Source organism: Actinomadura nitritigenes, from assembly GCF_017573545.1.
GTDB classification, from domain to species: Bacteria; Actinomycetota; Actinomycetes; order Streptosporangiales; family Streptosporangiaceae; genus Spirillospora; species Spirillospora nitritigenes.
Window position 1 is genome coordinate 20,105 of record NZ_JAGEOK010000057.1, and the last position, 20,429, is coordinate 40,533.

Annotated in this window: 17 protein-coding genes and 2 pseudogenes; 10 read left to right on the top strand and 9 right to left on the bottom strand. The window is 70.8% G+C overall.

All coding sequences use genetic code 11. The features are described 5' to 3' along the window. The first annotated feature begins 357 nt into the window (after window positions 1-357). Complete coding sequence (locus tag J4557_RS46525) at window positions 358-522, top strand: hypothetical protein (RefSeq protein WP_208273928.1); 165 nt, start codon at window positions 358-360, stop codon at window positions 520-522. Window positions 523-1,060: 538 nt separating this feature from the next. Here J4557_RS46525 and J4557_RS46530 read toward each other — a convergent pair. Further along, a complete protein-coding gene (locus tag J4557_RS46530) occupies window positions 1,061-1,624 on the bottom strand; it encodes a TetR/AcrR family transcriptional regulator (RefSeq protein ID WP_208273930.1) in 564 nt (187 codons plus the stop codon). Window positions 1,625-1,694: 70 nt separating this feature from the next. On the opposite strand from J4557_RS46530, the gene J4557_RS46535 reads away from it, so the two are divergent. From J4557_RS46535 to J4557_RS46545, 3 genes are read left to right on the top strand one after another with little or no spacing between them, the layout of a single operon-like run. Then, complete coding sequence (locus J4557_RS46535) at window positions 1,695-2,864, top strand: FAD-dependent monooxygenase (RefSeq protein ID WP_208273932.1); 1,170 nt, start codon at window positions 1,695-1,697, stop codon at window positions 2,862-2,864. Window positions 2,865-2,872: 8 nt separating this feature from the next. Continuing rightward, window positions 2,873-3,595 (top strand): IS3 family transposase, encoded by a 723-nt coding sequence (locus J4557_RS46540; protein WP_208273934.1) that lies wholly within the window; start codon window positions 2,873-2,875, stop codon window positions 3,593-3,595. Next, window positions 3,579-4,418: a pyridoxamine 5'-phosphate oxidase family protein gene (locus J4557_RS46545; RefSeq protein ID WP_208273936.1), complete on the top strand. Its 840-nt coding sequence runs from the start codon at window positions 3,579-3,581 to the stop codon at window positions 4,416-4,418. The genes J4557_RS46540 and J4557_RS46545 overlap by 17 nt, the downstream gene beginning before the upstream one ends. Before the next feature lie 80 nt (window positions 4,419-4,498). Here the strand turns inward: J4557_RS46545 and J4557_RS46550 are convergent, their stop codons facing one another. Then, window positions 4,499-4,762: a hypothetical protein gene (locus J4557_RS46550; RefSeq protein ID WP_208273938.1), complete on the bottom strand. Its 264-nt coding sequence runs from the start codon at window positions 4,760-4,762 to the stop codon at window positions 4,499-4,501. Window positions 4,763-4,836: 74 nt separating this feature from the next. Here J4557_RS46550 and J4557_RS46555 point away from each other — a divergent pair, with 74 nt between their 5' ends. Both J4557_RS46555 and J4557_RS46560 read left to right on the top strand, forming a co-directional pair. Beyond that, window positions 4,837-6,180, top strand: coding sequence for a PP2C family protein-serine/threonine phosphatase (locus J4557_RS46555; RefSeq protein WP_243777439.1), 1,344 nt, complete (start codon window positions 4,837-4,839; stop codon window positions 6,178-6,180). A 390-nt stretch (window positions 6,181-6,570) separates the two neighbouring features. Next, window positions 6,571-8,001: a S41 family peptidase gene (locus tag J4557_RS46560; protein ID WP_208273940.1), complete on the top strand. Its 1,431-nt coding sequence runs from the start codon at window positions 6,571-6,573 to the stop codon at window positions 7,999-8,001. 48 nt (window positions 8,002-8,049) lie between these two features. Here J4557_RS46560 and J4557_RS46565 read toward each other — a convergent pair whose 3' ends face one another. Genes J4557_RS46565 through J4557_RS46580 form a run of 4 tightly spaced genes read right to left on the bottom strand, consistent with a single transcriptional unit; the run spans window position 8,050 to window position 13,514 of the window. After that, on the bottom strand, window positions 8,050-9,936 hold the full coding sequence (locus J4557_RS46565; RefSeq protein WP_208273942.1) for an acyl-CoA synthetase: 1,887 nt from the start codon (window positions 9,934-9,936) through the stop codon (window positions 8,050-8,052). Window positions 9,937-9,965: 29 nt separating this feature from the next. Continuing rightward, window positions 9,966-10,808, bottom strand: a complete 843-nt coding sequence (locus J4557_RS46570; RefSeq protein WP_208273944.1) for a fumarylacetoacetate hydrolase family protein — start codon at window positions 10,806-10,808, stop codon at window positions 9,966-9,968. A gap of 28 nt (window positions 10,809-10,836) precedes the next feature. Beyond that, window positions 10,837-12,393 carry a bifunctional 3-(3-hydroxy-phenyl)propionate/3-hydroxycinnamic acid hydroxylase MhpA gene (gene mhpA, locus J4557_RS46575; RefSeq protein WP_208273946.1) on the bottom strand — a complete coding sequence of 519 codons (1,557 nt, stop codon included), beginning with the start codon at window positions 12,391-12,393 and terminating at the stop codon, window positions 10,837-10,839. Further along, entirely contained in the window at window positions 12,390-13,514 is a 1,125-nt protein-coding gene (locus J4557_RS46580; protein ID WP_208273949.1) for a VOC family protein, read from the bottom strand. The genes mhpA and J4557_RS46580 overlap by 4 nt, the downstream gene beginning before the upstream one ends. A gap of 132 nt (window positions 13,515-13,646) precedes the next feature. On the opposite strand from J4557_RS46580, the gene J4557_RS46585 reads away from it, so the two are divergent. After that, the gene (locus J4557_RS46585; RefSeq protein WP_208273951.1) at window positions 13,647-14,384 is read left to right on the top strand and encodes a TetR/AcrR family transcriptional regulator; all 738 of its coding nucleotides are present in this window, start codon (window positions 13,647-13,649) and stop codon (window positions 14,382-14,384) included. A 521-nt stretch (window positions 14,385-14,905) separates the two neighbouring features. Here J4557_RS46585 and J4557_RS46590 read toward each other — a convergent pair. Next, a complete protein-coding gene (locus J4557_RS46590; protein ID WP_208273953.1) occupies window positions 14,906-16,072 on the bottom strand; it encodes a sensor histidine kinase in 1,167 nt (388 codons plus the stop codon). Between the two features lie 127 nt (window positions 16,073-16,199). Between J4557_RS46590 and J4557_RS52420 the strand changes: the two are divergent. The 3 genes and pseudogenes from J4557_RS52420 to J4557_RS46605 form a co-directional block, all read left to right on the top strand. Beyond that, a pseudogene (locus J4557_RS52420) lies at window positions 16,200-16,388 on the top strand (hypothetical protein); the annotation flags it as partial. A 567-nt stretch (window positions 16,389-16,955) separates the two neighbouring features. After that, the gene (locus tag J4557_RS46600) at window positions 16,956-17,978 is read left to right on the top strand and encodes an alpha/beta fold hydrolase (RefSeq protein ID WP_307800602.1); all 1,023 of its coding nucleotides are present in this window, start codon (window positions 16,956-16,958) and stop codon (window positions 17,976-17,978) included. 985 nt (window positions 17,979-18,963) lie between these two features. Further along, window positions 18,964-19,986 carry a helix-turn-helix domain-containing protein gene (locus J4557_RS46605; RefSeq protein WP_208273957.1) on the top strand — a complete coding sequence of 341 codons (1,023 nt, stop codon included), beginning with the start codon at window positions 18,964-18,966 and terminating at the stop codon, window positions 19,984-19,986. A 26-nt stretch (window positions 19,987-20,012) separates the two neighbouring features. Here the strand turns inward: J4557_RS46605 and J4557_RS46610 are convergent, their stop codons facing one another. Beyond that, entirely contained in the window at window positions 20,013-20,228 is a 216-nt protein-coding gene (locus J4557_RS46610) for a hypothetical protein (RefSeq protein WP_208273959.1), read from the bottom strand. Between the two features lie 84 nt (window positions 20,229-20,312). Next, window positions 20,313-20,429: pseudogene (locus tag J4557_RS46615) on the bottom strand (IS5/IS1182 family transposase); the annotation flags it as partial.

Below are 20,429 nucleotides of genomic sequence, written 5' to 3' on the forward strand. Positions count from 1 at the left end.
GGCACGGAGGCTGTGGACGGGTCGGGCTCTGGCAATGGCGCGGTGCGGGTTTCCGGACCCAACGCAAAGGTCTCCGGATGACTCCGAGGCCTGCCTTTATAACTCGGGGTGGCTCTGCCGGTCGCGGTCCGGGTCGAGGACCCCAATGGCAACGCAACTCGCGCCCGAGTTCGTACCGGCGGAAGTAGAGCACTGTCGCGGAGGCGAAGGCGCCTGTCGACGACGGGTGAAACCTGGCCCTGGCGCACATTCCGTGACGGCCGGGCGAGTGGGTCACGATTCGGGCGTCCTCGCCCATAGCGGCGACGCGGCAGAATCTACGGCACGATCCTGATTGACATCACCACCGGCAAGCCCATGGACGCTCTGCCCGACCGCACCGCCGACACCCTCGCCAACTGGCTGCACCCCCACCCCGGGGTCGAGGTCCACCCAGCCGGGCCTCCACCAGACGACCAAGTGCCGTTGGTCGCCGACAAGCAGCACACCCAGATCATCGTCCGAACCCCCGAACCGACCTGATCCCGACGGCCGTACCAGCTGCCGCGCAGGTCGCGGACGGCCTCGCGGTAGGCGCGCCGCACCCACGGCACCGAGCGCGGGCAGGCGGCCTCTCCGGCGAGATGGGCGAGGACAACCTGACCGCCGCCAGCCACGCCCTCAAGAAGTGGATCAGGGGGCAATCGAGGGAGATCCACATGCCCCGGCAAGCGCCGGCAGGGCATAGGTGGCGAGGGGGAGCGAGGAGATCCGTGACGCCATCGGTGTAGTCCGCGGCCATTTCTCCAGAGTCTCCCGATAGTCGGGCAGGAGCTTTTTCTGGCGCTCGCGGATTAAGTCGGATAGGTGTCGGAGGGTGCGGGCAGCGCGTAAGAGGAAGTCCTTGGGGCGGCGGTAGCGCGGGCTAGGCAATGACACCAGCCGGACGTGCGGGCTGAGTAGAGCGCCGCGGTGAACAGGCAGGTGACCTGGACATCGCTGCACCGCCGCGTGAGAAGTGGCTCCAGGACGCAAGGGTTGGGTGCGGGTGTGCGGTGTGTAGCGCCCGTGCTGTGGGTGCTCAAATCGTGGAGTTGTTCGAGGCGGAGAGGCCGTCCAGGAAGACGGTGAGGTAGGCGTCGGTGAGGCCGGGGTCGGCCCGGGCTACGGCCAGGGCGGTGGCGCCGATGAGGGCGCTGGTGGCCGGGAGGTCGAGGTCGGTGCGGATCTGCCCGTCGCGGCGGGCGCCGTCGAGCATCTTCTCGACGGCGCCGACGAGGTCGGCGCGCAGCGCGGTGGTGAGGGGCAGGTCGAGGCCCGTCAGCTGGTCGTTGATGGCGTGGTGGGCGGCCTGGAAGGCGATCAGTTCGCGCAGGAAGGATCGCAGCGCCCGGTAGGGCGTGGTGTCGGCGATCAGGTCGCGGGCGCGTTGGACGACAGGTTCGAGCAGGCGGGCGACGGCGGCGTCCAGCAGGGCGTCCTTGCCGCCGAAGGCGCGGACGACGGTGCCGGCGCCCAGTCCGGCGCGCTCGGCGATGGCCCCCACGGTCAGGGACGCCCCCGGCTCGGCGAGCAGCGCCATGGCGGCGTCGAGGGCGAGGTCCCGGTTGCGTACGGCATCGGCTCGGCGTGCGGGTGTTGACAACTGGAATACCCCTTCCACATAATCATCTGGAACCTACGTTCCAATTCGGTCCAGTGTAGAGGAGCCCCCCATGAACGAGCGGATCCTGATCTCCGGAGCCAGCATCGCCGGCCTCACCCTGGCCCACTGGCTGGCCCGGTACGGCTTCCGGCCCACCATCGTCGAGCGCGCCCCCGAACTGCGCACCGGCGGCAACGGCGTGGACATACGCGACGACGCGGCCACGGTCATCGAGCGGATGGGCCTGATGCCCCAGGTGCAGGAGCTGGCCGCCGACGTGCACGGCATGAAGTTCGTCGACGCCGCCGACCGCGCCGTCGCCCGAATCGACACCCGCGGCGCCGGCTCGGTGGAGATCATGCGCGGCGACCTGGTCGCGCTGCTGCGCGAGGCCACCGACGCCGAGATCGTCTTCGGTGACTCGATCAGCGCGATCGAGCAGGACGACGACGGCGTGGCGGTCACCTTCGAGCACGCGCCCGCCCGCCGCTTCGACCTGGTCATCGGTGCCGACGGGATGCACTCCAACGTGCGACGGCTCGCGTTCGGCCCGGAAGAGCGGTTCATCCGGCACAAGGACCACTACTTCGCCTTCGGCAACGCCGACGCCGCGCTCGGCGAGGACCGCTGGGTGACGATGTTCAACACCCCCGGCAAGATGACCGGGATCTACCGGTCGGGCAACCACGACCAGGCCAAGGCGTACTTCATCTTCCGCTCCGGACCGCTGGACTACGACCACCGCGACACCGCCGAGCAGCGCCGCCTGATCGGCGAGGCCTTCGCCGATCAGACGTGGGCTCCCACCCAGGCCCTGCTCGACTCCGCGCTTGCCGACCCCGACCTCTACTTCGACGCGCTCGGCCAGGTCCACATGGACTCCTGGTCCAAGGGCCGCGTCGCCCTCGCAGGCGACGCCGCCTGGTGCGCGTCCCCCGCCTCGGGCGCGGGCGCCGAACTGGCCATCGTCGGCGCATACCGGCTGGCCGGCGAGCTGGCCGCCGCCAACGGCGACCACCAGGTCGCCTTCACCCGCTACGACGCCGCCCAGCGGCCGCTGGTCGACAAGAAGCAGCAGATCGGCCCCAACGTGGGTCTCATGGTGCCGAAGACCAACGGCGGCCGGTGCGTCCGCGACACCCTCGTCCGGCTGTCGGTGATGAAGATCGCCGGAGCGGTCGAGCGCCGCCTCCAGACCCGCACCGCCCGACCCCTGCCCGACTACCGCCGCGCCGCTTGAGGCCTGTGATGGCCCGCCAGGAAGCTGAGTGCGGAAACAGGCGCCTGCCGTATCCGCAGGATCAGGCGCTGACCGAGACCATCGCCAAGACCCACGCTCGATCGCGCTGCACCTACGGTGCTCCACGCGTCCATGCCGAGCTACGCGATGACTTCGGCGTGCGCGTCGGCCGCAAGAGGATGGCCCGGCTGATGCGCAGCGTGCAGCTTGAAGAGGGTGCACCGGCGCCGCGGGCGCGGACCGCCCCGCGTGACCCGGCGTTGGTGCCACCCGGCGACCTGGTCAAGCGCGCCTTCACCGCTCCCGCACTCGACCAGGTCTGGATCGCCGACATCACCTACGTGCCGACGGGTGAGGGGCTGTACCTGGCGGTGGTGCTGGATGTGTTCTCCCGGAAGGCCGTGGGCTGGGCGATGGCCGACCACATGCGCACCGAACTGGTCATTGATGCGCTGGAGGTGGCGGTTCGGAACCGCCGGCCCGCCCCGGGGCTGACCGTCACAGCGCTCAGGGGACGCGACATGCGTCGCTGTCGTTCAGTCAACGCTGCAGGTCAGCGGGTATCCGAACGTCGACGGGCAGCATCGCGGACCGAAAGCTTCTTCGCCACGCTGGAGGAAGGCTTCTCCACACCCGCGGCTGTCCTTTCACCCCGGCGAGCTGCACGTCCAGCGGCAAGCCGGCGTCCGGCAGCTCGCCGACCGGCTGGAAGGGATGTTGGACACCCCTGACATCAGCGGTGGGCTGAGCCGCTTCCTCGCCGGCCGCACCTACGCCGTCCTCAGCGCCCGTGACCGAAAGGGCAGACTGTGGGTCGCTCCGCTGGGCGGCGACCCGGGCTTCCTTGAGGTGCTGAGTCCCACCCGACTGCGCGTCCATGCCGCGCCCGCTGCCGGTGACCCGCTCCACGGGCTGCCTGCGGACCGGCCGGCGGGGCTGCTGGTGATCGAGTACGGAATCCGCCGCCGTGTCCGGATCAACGGGCGCCTCCTCGCCGCCTCATCCAGCTCGCTCGACATCGAGGTCAGCGAGGCGTACGGCAACTGCCCGCAATACATTCCGCCCCGCGCGCTCGTGCCCGTCGCAGACGGCAGACCCGAGACGCCGGCGGCCCCAGAGGAGCGAGCCGAGCTGACGGCGGCCGACCGGGCACTCATCACCAGCGCAGACACCTTCGTGCTCGGCACCTCGCACGCCACCCGAGGCAACGACGCCTCCCACCGCGGCGGCCCGCCGGGGTTCGTCCACGTCGACCACACCGGCACCAGCCTGACGTGGCCCGACTACCCCGGGAACAACCTCTTCAACAGCTTCGGCAACCTTGCCCTCGACCCCGCCGCGGCCCTGCTGTTCGGCGACTTCACCACCGGCACCACGCTCCAGCTCACTGGCACCGCCGAGGTCCTCTGGAACCAGCCGCACCACGCCGGACAGGCCCAGACCGCGCCGGACACAGGGAGAGTCGTCGTCTTCCACCTGGCGGCAGCCGTCACCGGCCCGCCCCTCCCCGTCCAGCTCCCGACCTCCCGGCGTGTCGCTGAGGTCAGTCCCTAGCGCCCCCGCCCCCGGCCGATAGTGCTGGGCAGGTGCCAGGCGCCGCCCCACGCCCGCATCATCACCTAAGCCGCCAGCCGTCAGAACGGCTGCTCCGTCGCCCCCTGTTGTGGGGGCGAGGCCGCGGTGGCCACCTGGAACGCCGCTGCGGCGCGGCCGGTGGCCGGCTGGAATGACGCGCCGGGCACGGCGTCGCCGACGCGGCCGACGTGCCAGCCATCCCGGCCGGGTGCGAATGCCTGCCCCCGTCCGGCTCCGACATCCCGGCGTGCTCCCGAGCCGCGATCGACCGGCTCATCGTTCGCCGTGACGTCCACCGCGGCGCCGAGGAAGAAGATCCCCAACCCGCCGCTTAACGGCTCGAACCGGTGCCCGAGCAGGGAGAATACGCTGGGCGATGGTGGACAGGAGAGCCTGTATGGCCAACGACCAGGACGAGGGCGAGCAGCGGCCGTCCCGTGGCGGGGTGGAGCTGCCCAGGCTGCCGCCGGACGAGGACCTGGAAGACATCGCCGAGCAGGTGCAGCATCTGGCCCGGGCACAGGACCGGATGCGGGCCCTTCTGGACGCCGTGCTCGCCATCAGCCGGGAGCTGGATCTTCCGGTAGTGCTGCGACGGATCGTCAGCACCGCGATGGAGCTGGTCGGCGCCCGCTACGGCGCGATGGGCGTCCTCAACGAGGACCACACCGGGCTGGTGGAGTTCATCCCACTGGGGCTGACGGACGAGGAGGTCGCCGACCTGGCCGGGGTGGAGTTCCCGCACGGCCGGGGCGTGCTGGGCCACCTGATCAGCAAACCCGACCCGCTGCGCGTCGAGGACCTGCCGCACCATCCCGAGTCGGTCGGGTTCCCTGAGGGGCATCCGCCGATGAAGACGCTGCTGGGGGTGGCGATCAGCGTCCGCGGCACCATCTACGGCAACCTGTACCTGTCCGACCGGCGCGACGGCTGCCCGTTCGACGAACACGACCAGGCCATCGTGGTCGCGCTGGCCGGCGCTGCCGGTGTCGCGATCGAGAACGCCCGCCTGTACGAACAGGTCCGCTCGGGCGCCGAGCAGTTCCAGCGGCTGCTGCTGCCCCGCCTGCCCGACCTGGCGCCCTTCACCGCCGCCGCGCAGTACCGGCCCGCCATCGCGGGCCACCACCTGGGCGGCGACTGGTACGACGCCCTCCGGCTCCCCGACGGGGCGTGCGCCGCGATGATCGGCGACGTGGTCGGGCACGACCTGCAGGCCGCCGCCGCGATGGCCCAGACCCGCAACATGCTGCGTGCCCTCCTGTGGGACCGGCGCACCCCGCCCAGCGCGGTGCTGACCGCCCTGGACCACACCCTGCACGCCATCACCGACGCCTCGGTCACCACGGCCTGCCTGGCCCGCATCGAACCCGAGAACGGGGGTTGGACGCTGCGCTGGTCCAGCGCCGGGCACCTGCCCCCACTCGTCCTCAGCCGCGGCGGCGGTGCCCGCTACCTGCACGCCGAACCCGGCGTCCCGCTCGGCGTGGACACCCGCCACCCTCGCCCCGACCACACCCACCCGCTCACCCCTGGTGACACCGTCATCCTGTACACCGACGGACTGGTCGAACACCGCGACCACCCCATCACCACCGGCCTGGACGCCCTGGCCCACCTCGCCGCCGCCCACACCGCCGCGCCGCTGGAGGAGTTGTGCCGCACCCTGGTCGACCACGAGCCCAGCGACGGCCACGACGACGTGGCCATCCTCGCCCTGCGCACCCCAACCGGGCCATAAAGCCCGGACACGAAGGACCTCGCCGCGAGCCGACCGGGCCTTGCGTCGTGCCGGGGACGAAGGGGTGCCGGGGCGCTGCCGTCGAGGGGCTGGCAGCGTGCGAGGAGTTGACGGTGTATCGCGGGCGGCGCCCCGGCTGTCGCCGTGCTCACGGGCCAGCGCCGCGATGGATCGGCCGTTCAGGTAGGCGGCGCGGACGGTGATGCTTTCGCGGGCGCAATGGGCGGTCTCCTACCGTGGGCCGGCAGTTCGTCCTACATCGCCGCAGGTGCGGTTTGGTCACCGGCACTGCTAACAGCGAGGAAACAAGCCGACCGTTAAAAAGTCTCCGGTTGTGCCCGGTCAGGACCGGCACCGCCTCCATCTGATGCGAGCACACAGGAGCATGACATGAGAACAACCAAGCGGATCTTGCTCGCGGCGGTAGGCGCGGGAGTGACCGCCGGCGTGGTGGGGGCGAGCGTGACCGCGTCCGCCAGCCCACACCTGGCCGCGCGCACGGCTGCCACGCCCGCATCGTGCGCGAAGCAGACCGGCCCCGCGACCACGCCTCCGGAACCGGCGCCCACCTCGATCAGCACCGTGCAGCAGGCGTACTACTGCATCATCGACAACTACGACAGCGGCGCCAAGCTCGACGACCGGGAGCTGCTCCAGTACGCGTTCAATGCCGTGGTCACCGAGATGGTCAAGCGCGGCATCGACAAGCCGGACGCCGTCATGCCGGCGCTCACGGGCGACCGGGACAAGGACTGGACGGCCTTCGGCGCCCGGCTGAGCTCGGTGCTGACCGCCGCGTCGGACAAGGAGCCGGTGCGCTCGGCACTGGCGGCCGCGGCGATCAAGGGCATGCTGGCCGCCCTGCACGACAACCACGCCCGCTATCAGCCGGCGGTTGCCACCCGGCCGTGGGGCCTGGGCTTGACCCTGAACCAGGACGACCCGCGCGGCGACACGTCCCGCTACACTGCGCCGCTGTTCATCAAGGCCGTCACGGCGAAGTCCCCCGCCGCCGCGGCAGGACTCAAGCCCGGTGACATCATCCAGGCCGTCAACGGCGTGCCGCCCTTCAGCAATGACACCTTCAACGCCGGAGTCATGGGCTACCTGCACGTGTCGTACCCGAAGAAGGACCCGGTCCACCTCAGGGTGCTCCGCCCCTCCACCGGCCGCACCCGGACCGTCACCGTCACGCCCGGCACGCTGCCCGCGTCGACGCCGCAGGTGTCGGCGAAGCTGGTGGGCGGCAGCATCGCGCAGATCCGTTTCGACCAGTTCTATCCGGGCGTCGCCCGGGAAGCGCTCAAGGCCATCACCGACCTGCAGGCCAAGGCCAAGCTCACCGGCGTCATCATCGACCTGCGAGGGAACCGCGGCGGTATCGGAGCCGAGGCCGCCACGCTGCTGGGCGCCTTCGTGCACAACACCACCTACGTCAACTTCTGCGACGCCGACGGCAAGTGCGACCCTCAGCCCGTCGACGACAACACGCCGCTGCTGCACCTGCCCATGGTCACGCTCACCGACGGCAACTGCGCCTCCGCCTGCGACCTGTTCGCCATGGCCGTCAAAGACCTCAAGCTGGGCAAGCTGGTGGGCACGCGCACGGCAGGCGCCTCCTCGGGGCCGTCCTACGGCTACCTGCTCAACGACAACACCAGCATGCTCGTCCTCCCGTCCCAGCACGCCTATGGCGCCGACGGCGAGATCATCGACACCATCGGCGTGCCCCCGGACCACCAGCGCCCGCTGACCGCGACCGACGTCTCCACGGGCAAGGACCCGGCCATGGAACAGGCAGTGTCGCTCATCAACCCCTGAGTTCTCCGCCGGATCGACCTCCGGCGGCATGCACAGGGCCGCCGGCGCTCATGGGGTGATCTCGTGGGTGAAGGAGTGGCGGTCGAGTTCGCTCGCCAGGCGGTCGCGGCCCTCGTCGCCGGCCAGGCGGACGTGTGCGTGGGGGCGTCCGTCGTGCAGGTCGACCCGCACCTGGCCGGCCAGCCCGGCCCGGGAGAGTTCGGCCAGGACGAGGCGCCGCACGGCGTCCTGGACCAGGGCGGGCTTGTAGATCTTGCCGACGGCGGTGGCCGGCAGGGCGTCCAGCACGTGCACCGCCTTGGGTGCGGCGGCCGGTTCGGGCGCGCGGGTGCGGGCCCAGGCCAGCAGGTCCTCCTCGCTGACCTGGGCGCCTTCGGCCAGGACGAGGTAGGCGACGGGGACTTCGCCGGAGTGCGGGTCGGGGGCGCCGATGACGGCGGCGGCGCTCACCTCGGGGTGGGCGAGCAGCGATTCCTCGACGAGGGAGGGGTCGATGTTGTGGCCGCCGCGGATGATGAGGTCCTTGGCGCGGCCGGTCAGGTAGACGTAGCCGTCGGCGTCGACCCTGCCCAGGTCCCCGGTGAGGAGCCAGCCGTCGACGATCTTGCCGTCGGGGTCGGGGGAGGGGCCGTCCGGGCCCGGCCGCAGGTAGCCGGGGAAGACGCTGGGGCCCTTGATGGCCAGGACGCCGGTCCGTCCGGGCGGGGTGTCGGCGAGCGGCCGCTCGTCGGCGTCGACGGTGACGGCCTTGACGTGCTGGTAGGGGAGGCGCAGGCCGACCGATCCGGGTCTGGGGGCGAAGGCGGGCGTCGTCGCGGTCGCGCAGGTCGCCTCGGTGAGGCCGTAGCCCTCCATGAGCGGGACCTTCGCGGTGCCTTCGAAGGCGGTGCGGACCTTGCCGGGCAGGGGAGCGGCGCCGACGGCTCCTGCGCGCAGGCTGGAGATGTCGACGCCGTCGGGGATCGGCGGCAGCGAGGCGTAGACGGTGGGGACGCCGGAGAAGCTGGTCACCCTGTAGTGCTCGATGATCCGCCAGAAGTCGGCCATCAGTGTCCTGTCCCGGTAGCCGAGGGGGCCGAGCGAGACGACGGGGCGGCCGTGCAGGAACGGGCCGAGCCCCGTCACGTGGAGTGCGTTGACGTGGAACAGCGGCAGGCCGGACAGGCCGACGGCGTCGTCGAGGTAGGCGCCGGAGCAGCCCAGCGCCCAGGCCATGTACGCCTCCATGGCGTGGGTGTGCGGCGCGACCTTGGGCACGCCGGTCGTTCCGCCGGTGTGGAAGTAGGCGGCCAGATCCTGCGGGCCGGGATGGCGTGCGGTGAGCAGCCGGTCGGCCGGCTGCTCCCGGGTGAGCGCGCCGAAGTCGGCTTCTTCGAGGGCCGGCCCGTGCTGCGGGTCGGGCGGTGATCCGACCGCCAGGAGGGCGCGGAGGCCGGGCAGCCGGGGGGCGATCCGCTGCGCCTTGGCCCACAGGTCCGGGGCGAGGCCGGGACCGGGGGCCAGCAGGAGGCGGGCGCCGGTCAGCGAGAGGATCTCCACCAGGTGGTCGTCGGCGAGCATCGGGTTGACGGGGTTGGCGATGCCGACGGCCTGTGCGCCCAGCAGCGCCGCGTAGGTGGCGCCGAGGTTGGGCAGCATCAGCGCGACGGTGCCGCCTTCGGGCAGGCCGAGCGCCAGGTAGGCGTTGGCGGCCTGGTGCACCCGTTGCATCAGCGTCCCGTACGTCCAGCAGGTCGCCTCCCGCCACGGCAGGCCGTCTTCGCCGAGCAGGTACAGCGCGGGCCGGTCGGGGTGGGCGGCCGCCGAGCGGCGCAGCAGTTCGTAGGTGCTGCCGGGCAGGTCCCGTTCGGACAGCGGGACGGCCTCGATGGCGGGGACGTCCTCGGGGAGCAGGACGAGAGGGCGTTCGCCCTGGGTGTGCGGTGCGGGCTGCATCGGTGTCTCCTCGCGGGTGGGGGAGCGGCTCAGGAGAAGGTGGTGCGCAGGGCGCCGAGGTGCTCGATGGTGCTGACGAGCTCGTCGCCGGGCGCGAGGAAGCGGGGCGGGGTGCGGGTGGCGCCGATGCCGGCGGGCGTGCCGGTGAAGATGAGGTCGCCCGGAAGCAGGGGCGTGATCGCCGACAGCCGGGCGACCAGGGCGGGGACGTCGAAGATCATCTCGGCGGTGCGGGAGTCCTGCATGGTCTCGCCGTTGAGGGTGCAGCCGATGCGCAGGTCGGCGGGGTCGGGGACCTCGTCGAGGGTGACCACGGCGGGCCCTGTCGGCGAGAAGCCCGGGTAGGACTTGCCCAGCGAGAACTGCTGGGGGGCCGGGCCCGCCCACTGGGTGAGGCGCTCGGACAGGTCCTGGCCGACGGTCAGTCCCGCCACGTGGTCCCATGCGGCGGCGGGGTCGACGCGGTGGCCGCCTCGTCCGATCACCACGACGAGCTCCACCTCCCAGTCGACCCAGCCTTCGGGCAGGTCCACCCGGGCGGCGGGGCCGGTGAGGCTGGCGGCGAACTTGGTGAAGGTGACCGGGGGCGCGTCCGTCGAGGCCGCCTGGAGGTCCGCCTCGTCGGCGTGGTCGCGGTAGTTGACGCCGATCGCGAAGATCTGCCCCGGCCGGGGCACCGGGGCGCGCAGGTCCTCCTCGGCGTACGGGAGGGCTTCGCCGGTCAGCGTCGCCAGGACGGGACGGGCCTGGTCCCACCGGTCGAACAGCGCCTGGGGCTCGGGCCCCAGGGCGCCGCCGCTGGCCTCGTGCACGTCGAGGGCTCCGCTCTCGGTGAGCAGGACGGCCCGTCCGGCGAGATTGGCGATGCGCATGGTCGTCTCCTTGGGATGTCGGTGGTGGTCAGGGAGCCGGGGTGGATGAGGCGGCACGACCGTGACCGGGCAAGGCCGAGCAGAGCCGCTCCAGGTCCCGGCCGGTTCGCAGGACGGTGCCGTCCGGGCGGACCACGGCCGCCGCGGCCCGGCCGTCGCGGAGCCACCGGTCCAGGTCGCCCCCTGGTTCGGCGATGACGACGACTCCGCGGCGGCGCTCGATCTCCGCGCGCTGCACCGGGGACGGGGCGATGCCGCTGACGATCGTGAAGCGGTCCCCGGCGGCCTGGTCGAAGCGGCTGCCGTCGGGGAGGGCGGCGTTGGGGCAGAGGGTTCCGGGCAGGCGCCGGTCCTGCCACGACCTGAGCACCAGGCGGGAGCGGCGCAGCGCGGGCGACCGGCTGTCCAGGATGCGGTGGGTCGTGCCGGGGATCCGGTGCAGGCGCGGGGCGATCAGGCGCCGTAGGAGGGAGCCGGTCCGTCCGCCCTGGGTCATCGCGACGCCGATGAGCTTGGCGCGGCGGATCATGGTGCGGGCGTGCGGTTCGCGCTCGGTCTCGTAGGTGTCCAGGACGGCTTCGGGGAGCGTCCCGTGCCAGACCGCGGCGAGCTTCCAGGCGAGGTTAGCGGCGTCGCGGAGACCGGCCCCCATGCCCTGGCCGATGAAGGGCGGGGTGAGATGGGCGGCGTCGCCGAGCAGGAGGACCCGGCGGTCCCGCCACCGGTCGGCGATCTGCGCCCGGAAGGTGTACTCGGCGACGCGCACCAGTTCCAGCGCGTCGTCCGGGACGCCCGCGGTCCAGGGGGAGAGGAGCGGCCGGAGGCGGGCCTGGGCCTGGAAATCGGCGGCGGTCTCTCCGGGCAGCAGCCGGAACTCCCACCGGTAGCGGCTCCGCCCGATCCGCATGTAGGTGGCCGCGCGCTCCGGATCGCAGACCTGGTGGACGCCCTCCCACTGCCCGAGATCCGCATCGGTGGCGACGTCGACCACCAGCCATCGCTGGTCGAAGTTCAGGTCGCGCATGACCGCGCCGATGGATCGGCGGACGAGGCTGTTCGCGCCGTCGCACCCCAGCACGTACCGGGCGCGGCGGGTCACGGTGGACCCGGAGCCCGGCTCGGTGTACTCGACGTGCACGCCGACGTCGTCCTGATGCACGCCGGTGACCTCGACCCCGCCCAGAAAGGTGATCTCGGGCTGCTCGGCCATCCGCGCGCGCAGTATCCGCTCCAGTTCCGGCTGGTCGAACATGTTCGCCTCGGGGCACCCGTGCCGTCCGGTCGCGGCGCTCCGCTCGAACTCCGCCAGCACCCGCAGGTCGCCGTCCAGGAGCCGGAGGCCGAGCGCCGGCCGGGAGATCGCGGCGAACTCCTCGGCCACGCCGAGACGGCCGAGGATCCGGTGGACCTCGTCGTCGAGGTGGACGGCGCGCGGCTGCGGATAGACCGTCTCCCACCGGTCGAGGACGACGCAGGAAACGCCGTACCGGGCCAGCAGGATCGCGGCGCACGACCCGGTCGGGCCCGCCCCGATGATCATCACGGGGGCGGTGCCGGCGACCGCGCGCGGCGCGACGGCGCTCATGACGCGGCGACCTTCAGCAGACCGCGCAGGCGGTGCAGGTCGAACTCGTTGTCCTCGCGGAGCGCGCCCGCGATCGCGCGCAACTCGGTGATGGACTGCCGACCGGGCTTGACCCCCAGGAAGTCCTTGGTGGCGGGCGGCCCCCACTGGGCCAGCCCGGACGCGGTCATCGGAGCCCAGCCAGGCTCCAGGGCGGAGTCGAACAGGTCCCCGTCCGTGAAGTGCTCGACCAGGAAGCCGTCCGGGTCGCGCCAGTAGTCGAAGATCTGGCTGCCCTGGATGTGCCTGCCGATTCCCCACGAGCGCCGGTAGCCGCGGTCGAGCAGGTACTCGCCGCCCGCCGCGAGGACGTCCAGGTCGGCGACCTGGTACGCGGAGTGCACGTACCGGTCGGACGGCCCGAGCGCCATCGCGAGCGTGTGGTGGTCGGTCGGAGTGCGGCCGCGGTCGCAGCGGATGAACGCCATGACCGGCCCCCGCTCCCGCTGTCCGGCGTAGTAGAGGAAGTCGCTGACGATCAGGCCGAGGTGCTCCAGGTACCAGTCGAGCGTGCGTCGGAAACGGGTGGTCTGCAGCACTACGTGGCCGGCCCGCTGCACCGTCGCCGGAGCCCGGGGCGGACGCTGGGCGGCGTTGATCCGCGGTGCCTCGTCCCCGAAGTTGTGGACCAGCGGAGCAGGGGACGTCAGCGCCGCAAGGTCGTGCGTGCCCGCGACGACCCGGACCCGCAGGCCGCTCGGATCCGTCAGGTCCACGGTCTGCCCGCCGAGATGGTCGGGCAGGTCGGTCACCGCGCCGCCGGCCGCGTCCGCCAGACGCGTCAGGTCGGCCCGGTCGGCCGCGCGGAACGCGGGCCCCAGGAAACGCGACCTGGAGCCCTGGCGGATCAGGACGCAGGGTGCGCCCGCCCTGGTGCCCCTCAGGTGCAGCTCGCCGGCGGTGCGCAGCGCGACGGCGAACCCGAACGCCCGCGCGAACAACTCGGCGCGGTCCAGGTCCGGCTTCTCGAACTCCAGCCACGCCAGGTCGTGCACCTTCACGACCGGCGAGATGGCCCGGCCGGGATGCTCGCCCGCCAGCGCCCCCTGCTCGCTGTGCAGACCGGTGTGCGCGTCCTTCACCACGCCCTCCCAACTACTTGACGAAAACGTCAGTAGCGACGTTAGCATCAAGTCGGGCGAAGTTGACGATTCGTTCAGTTGTGAAGACGGCACTTAGACTGGAAAGAGCACGCAGAGGAGGAGGGGACGGGGATGGCCGATCGCAGCCGGACGACGCCCAACCGGCTGGACCGCCGCAAGGCGCGGACCCGAGGCGCGCTCATCCGTGCCGCCCAGTCCTTCATCGCCCAGGGCGCCTCGAACGTCCCGATCCTGGAGATCACCCAGGCCGCCGACGTCGGACTCGGCTCGTTCTACAACCACTTCGAAAGCCGGGAGCAGCTGTTCGACGCCGCGCTCGAGGACGTTCTCGACCGCCTCGGGGCCCTCCTCGACGAGCTCACCTCGCCCCTGGAGGATCCCGCCGACGTCTTCGCGCAGGCGTTCCGGCTGACCGGCCGCCTGCACCGCCTCGACCCGGAGCTGAGCAAGGTACTGCTGAACAGCGGCCTGGCCCTCGCCTCCTCTACCAGAGGCCTGGCCCCGCGCGCCCGCCGCGACATCGCGGCGGCGATGCGGGCCGGCCGCTTCCCCGCCGTCCGGGACCTCGACCTGACCATGGTCGTCGTCGGGGGCACCGCGGTCTCCCTCGCCCACTTCCTCCACGACCACCCCGACCGCGACGACGCCGAGACCGTCGACCAGATCACCGAAGACCTGCTCCGCACGTTCGGGGTCCCGCCCGCCGAAGCCGCCGACATCGGCCACCGCCCGCTGCCGGCCCTCGTCCACCCCGCCACGACGACCGCGGTCGCCAAGAGGAACGCCCGGCCCGTCCCCGAAGCACCGCCTGCCGGCACCGGCAGGACCGAGAAGGACGACAACCGATGACCTTGCGGCCGACGGCGTCCCCGGCTCGGCCCATCGCGCATCGGCCGATTCATCCGTGTGCTCAAGGACCGGGATTGCTCGTTCCGTTGAGGCGCCGCTGCCGACGTGACCAAAGATGCACGCCACCGTGCTCGTCAACGCGCGCGATCGCGCGGAACCCTTCCCTCTTGGGCTCGTCCAGGTAGCCGCCCGGGCTGCCGGGCACGTCCCGCGTCGTACTGTGCCTGCAGCCGCGCGACGTCGGCGAGGACCGGCTGTGGTTCAAGGTCCTGCCTGCCCAGAGCATCGAGGGCCCGGTCGTCAAGGCCGCCAGCGGCACCTACCGCGAGGGCAAGCGCGACTGGTGGAAACCAATTCTCTTGGGCTCGACCGTTCTGAGGCGTAGGACGACCCGTACCGGTGGCAGATCGTCGCCGCCGGCGTCAGGCGGGCGGATGCTTATTGTGGCACCGCCTTTGGAGTCGGTTCCTGGGACGGCAGCGACCTTTGCCTCACTTCTGACGTGCTTTGGGTGCTGCCTCCTATGCGGGCACCTGTTCTGGCAGCGGGAGTCGCGCCGTCACGCGGAAGCCGCCCTCGGGACGAGGTCCCGCGCTGAAGCGGCCGTGCAGGATTGCGACCCGTTCGCGCATTCCGGCGATTCCGTACCCGGTTCCTTCCGCTTGCCGGCCGCGCCCGTCGTCGATGACTTCGATCGCTACTTCGTCGTCGCGATGGTCGATGGTGACGCGGCAGTGGTCGGTGCCGGCGTGCCGCACTACGTTGGTGATCGCTTCCTGGACGATGCGGAACGCCGATAGTTCGAACTCCGCGGGCAGCGGACGCCGGTGTCCTGTCCACTGCAGGTCGACGCGTACACCGGCGTGTGCGGTCGTCGTGGCCAGGTGTTCAAGGTCGGCCAGGCCCGGCGCCGGATCAAGCGGAGCCGCCTCGGGGTCGGTACGGCGCAGCGTGCCGAGCATCCGCCGCAGGCCCGCCAGGGTGTCCCGGCTGGTGGCCTCGATGGCCGACAGCGCGTTGCGGGCCTCCGCCGGCTGGCTGTCGATGACGCGGCCGCCGACGCCGGCCTGGATGGCGATGATGCCGATGCTGTGCGCGACCATGTCGTGCAGTTCGCGGGCGATCCGGAGCCGCTCTGCCGTGACGGCTCGGGCGGTCCTCTGTTCTTCTATGGCCTCGGCGTGCGCGCGGCGTTCATGGACTGTGTTGCCCGCCATCCATGCCGCCCCGGCGATCAGCACCGTGAACATCACCGTCCGCACCAGGGCGGGCGATTCGTTCAAGTAGAAGGCCACGACCAGCAACTGCGCGCAGAGCGTCATGACGACCGCCACGATCGAGGTGCGCCGGGGACGGGTGGCGGTGATGAAGCCGATCGCCAGAGCGTTCGCCAGCATCATCAGATAGCCCAACTGCCATGAGAACGGTGCGTTGTCCTCGACCGCCCAGGCGGTGAGCCAGGCGGTGAGCATGAACGCCGTGCCTGCCAGCGGCCGGTGCGGCAGCAGGCTGGCCGGGAGCAGAAACAGGATGGCGGGAATGAGGAGGCTCAGACCATCCGGGCCTCCGCCATTGAGCAGGGCGACGGCCAAGAGCACCGGGAAGGCGGTGGCAGCAAGCCACGCCGGGCCCTCTCCGATGACCGCAACGTGACGTTGCGGCGTCCGTGGACGCGACGTTGCTGGCATGCGCCGATCGTAGCCAGCGGCCACGACCTGCGGCATTGGCCTTTGGGCGTAATCCCCCGGGCCACCACCGCATGCCACGAATGTGGTCGACGGCCCGCTGCCTTCCCGATCGCGCTGAAGCGACCGTGGCACCGGATCCTCCCGCGACTGGGCCGCCAAAGGACCCTCCCTCTTGGGCGTCCGCGCCGTCCTACCGACCGCCACGGTCACGGCGAACGGCACGATGTTCCTTGCCAGAACCCGGTTGGACACCCCACGAGAAGTCGACTACTGCCGAAACGGCGGCATCCCCTACGTCCTCCGCCAACTCCTGGCCGGAAAGAGCACAGCAGAAGCGATCCAGGAAGCACGCCAGACGTTCGAGGCGACCGAGCACGCCCGGGTTCGTCAGCCGCCGAGCCGTACGTCCCGGCATTGTGCAGCCGAAGATCGCTGTTGTTCACGTCGGCGTGGCGGCCCGATCGGGGCGCCCGGCAAGCGCCGAAGGCGTCACCGGCTCAGCAAGCGCTGAAAGCTGTTCAACCGGCGCCACGCCAGGGTTTGCGCGCCCGGCGAGCAGGCCGCCGCCGCACTCAAGGGCTGGCGCACCCTGCGGAAGGCCGCCGCTCACCAAGCCCCCGTGACCATCGTCGTCCGAGCGAGCTGCGGGTGGCCTGGGGGTGGATGAGGTCGATCCGGTGGTGGGCGCCGTCGACCAGCACGACAGGGCCGGGCCTGAACGGGGTCGCGTGCCTGGGCGTGGTCGAAGACCCGGTCGATCACGGCGTTGGGGTCGTCGATCACACAGCCACCTGCGCATCGCACGGGCTCCGGGCCGGCCTTGTCCGAGCCGGTACTGCTCAGATTGTGCACGCGTATCTGCAGCTTGTGCAGGACTTCCTCTGTGGCGGCTCTGGTCGCCTTGCAGCGCCTTAACGTCGATCTCGGTACCACCATCCAACCCGCAGATCACCGCTCTACAGGGGCCCAAAGTAGCCCGCCCGCATCCAGGTCTCGCACCTCCCAGATCGAGGCCGCCGGCGGTCCCGCTGCGCGGATCGACTCCGAACGAAGGAATGTCATGTCGAAGATTGCCAAATCGAGTTGGGCGGTCGCCGTAGCGACCGCGGCCGGCGCACTTGTCCTCACGCTCGCCGGCGCGGCCAGCAGCGCCCAGCCGTCACACCGGCCCACCGCGCTCAAGCCCACGATCGTGCTCGTCCACGGTGCCTGGGCGGACGGCTCCAGCTGGGCGGCGGTCACCCAGAAGCTCCAGGCGAAGGGGTTCACCGTCGACGTCGCGCCGAATCCGCTGCGCGGTGTGGCCGATGACTCCCGGTCCGTCAAGGACTACCTCGCGACCATCCCCGGGCCGATCGTGCTGGTCGGGCACTCCTACGGCGGCATGGTCATCACAAACGCGGCCACCGGCAACCCCAACGTCAAGGAGCTCGTCTACATCGATGCCTTCATCCCGCAGCGCAACGACACGGTCCTAGGACTGACCACGGCCAAGCCCGGATCGGTCCTGGCCGTCGCCGACCCCTCGACGGTGTTCAACACCGTCCCGCTACAGGACGCTGACGGCAAGGTGGCCGCCGTCGATCTCTACGTCAAGCCGTCACTGTTCCCGGGCTACTTCGCCGGTGGTGTGCCCACCAGGAAGGCGGCGGTGCTCGCCGCAGGCCAGCGGCCGCTCGCGTACAGCGTGCTCACCGAAGCGTCGCCCGGCGTGCCGGCCTGGCAGACGATCCCGTCCTGGAGCCTCATCGGCACGGGAGACCGGGTGATCCCGCCGGCCGAGCAGGAGATCATGGCCGCCCGGGCGGGCGCCCACGTGGTCAAGGTCAAGGCCCCGCACCTGTCGATGGTGTCGAACCCGAGTGCCGTCACCGGCCTCATCCGGCGCGCGGCAGTTCACAGCTGACCGCACCTCTGCGCCGGGTGACCCAGTCGCCCGGCGCAGAGCGACCGCGAGGGGAGTCTCCGGCGTCGATCCGAGGTAGACGGTAACCAGCCGAGCTTGCACCCATCCGCAACCGAGCCGCCGACAGCCGTCCCGCCCTGTCCCAACGGCGCGGCGGACACGAGGACGATCGTCGGAGCCGACGCGCACCACGCCGCGGCCACGTCCATCCTCGCCCTGTTCGCCACCAGTACCGCGATCTGGGTCACGCTCACCGTCGTGTGTCCGCCCACTCGGTGAGTCAGTTCTCGATGAAGGCGAGAAGTTCTGCGTTGAAGTCCTGCCCGAAGCGTCCGACGAGCCCGTGCAGGGCGCCGGCGTGAACCTTGAGGGCGTCCTCTCGGAGAGGGCTTTGACGCGTCACACGCGTTGACGAGCCCAACGGTCATGCACATGGCCCAGAACGCATCACGAACGCCTGCGAGCGGTGGCGAGCAGGTGCGCTGTAACCGCTCCTCGCAGCACCGCTCTGGAGACGCGGGGGGTGCCGTGTCGGCCGGGATGACGGTCGACCTCGCCGCCACCGGTGGAGTGACCGGTGAGGATCTGCGTCGGTGCGGTCGAGGTGCTCGATTCAGAGCGGCGAGATCGTCGGCATAGGTGGTCCATGTCGTTGCCGGCCCAGGTCTGGCTGGACCGCTCGCACCGCGGCGGCCGTGCGCGGTACCCCGGTAGCCGTGGTCAGTGACGAGCTTGAGTTGGAAGTTCCAGATGTCCGCGTTCAGCGGCCATCCGTGACTGACGACCACCCCGGTCCGAAACCAAGGTCCTGTGGAGTGATCGGAAGTACCGCACAGGAGGTCTTGCACAGGCTGTAGACGACCGTGCATACCCTGAGCACCACCGCCGATCGGTGCCGTCCGGGCAGCGAAGAGTGGCTGTACCACTCCCGCACCGAGTGCCTCGGGGAGTACTGTGGCCGCAGCACGCCCTGCGTGGACGGAGCATGCTGGCCGATGTCGGAGGTGTCCACGCCGTGACGCGTACCTTTGATTCCCGTCCGATTGCCCCCGCCGATCGCGCTGAGGCGTTGCGCGAGATCGTCACCACCGAGATCGTCCCGGTGACACTCACCATTCCGCCCTCGGGTGCCGTGTTCCGCGCAGCCGTCACCGACGCCGGGCCGCTACGGTTCACCTCGATTCGATCAAGTACGACCGCAGTGGAGCGCACCGCGCGTCTGGCCCGCGACGACCTGATACCCAGTGTCTTTCTCGGGCTGCAGATGACCGGATCCAGTCTGGTCGTTCAGGACGGCAAGGAAACCGTGCTGCGGCCTGGCGAGCTCGTTCTCTACGACTCGACCGCCCCGTTCCTGCTGGCCGATCTCAAGGGAGTCAGGCAATACAGGATCCGGATTCCGATGGAGAACCTGGCGCTGCCGCGCGACCTGCTCCGACAGGTGCGGGCCGTCAGGCTGACCCCGGGACTTCCATTGGCCGGCTTGGCCTCGACCTACTTCCAGCACATCGTCTCGCGTCCGGGCTTCTTCTCCCAGCCCGGATCCGAGGCAGTCGGTCAACCGGGCATCGAACTGATCCGCGCCCTGATCGCCACCCAGGTCGGAGCATCCGCCATCACCAAGGAATCGATGCGGGCCACACTGCGGCTGCGGATCCTGGAATACGCGAGAGCCAACCTGGGCGACCCGGAACTCAACGCGACGCAGATCGCCGTCGCGCACCACATCTCCACACGCCACCTCTACAACGTCCTGGCCGAGGGCGACATCTCACTCGCCGACTGGATCCGCACCCAGCGTTTGGAAGCAGTCCGCAACGAGCTCGGTCGGCCTGGGGCGCGCCTGGTGAGGATCGCGTCGGTGGCGCAGCGCTGGGGGTTCCGAGACCCGTCCAGCTTCGGCCGCGTCTTCCGGGCCGCGTACGGCCTCTCACCGCGCGAGTGGCGCGACACGGCAGGGTCGGAGACCAGTGGCTCGCGCGTCCCTCGATGCGACGGAACACTGTGAAACACCTTCGGACGTCACGGCGAGTTTCAGGCGTGAATACGGGCATCGAGCAACTCGTGCAGTTGGGTGCGAAAGTACCGGGCAACGGCAGGTTGATCCAGGCGGAGACGGGATTCGTCCTCGCCGGGAAGACCGCTGCCGATGAAGCCCGTCGTCATCCAGATGATGGTCCAAGCAAGAAACTGCATGTCCAGACCCTCGCGGATTCCCGACCATGAATGAGAGGTCATCATATCCTCCAAGGGGGGAGTGAAGAATTGCCTCGGAAAATCGATATCGATGGCGTCCTTAAGGACGCGATGCCCCCAGAGTGCAGTGAGCCTTTTTCAGTGTGATGCGGTCTCGCGGAGTTGCAGGGTGTGGATGGCTTTGGCGAGGCGGCCGGCGCGGTGGGGGCAGCAGCGCAGCTTCCGCAGGATTCGCCATGACTTGAGCTGGGCGTT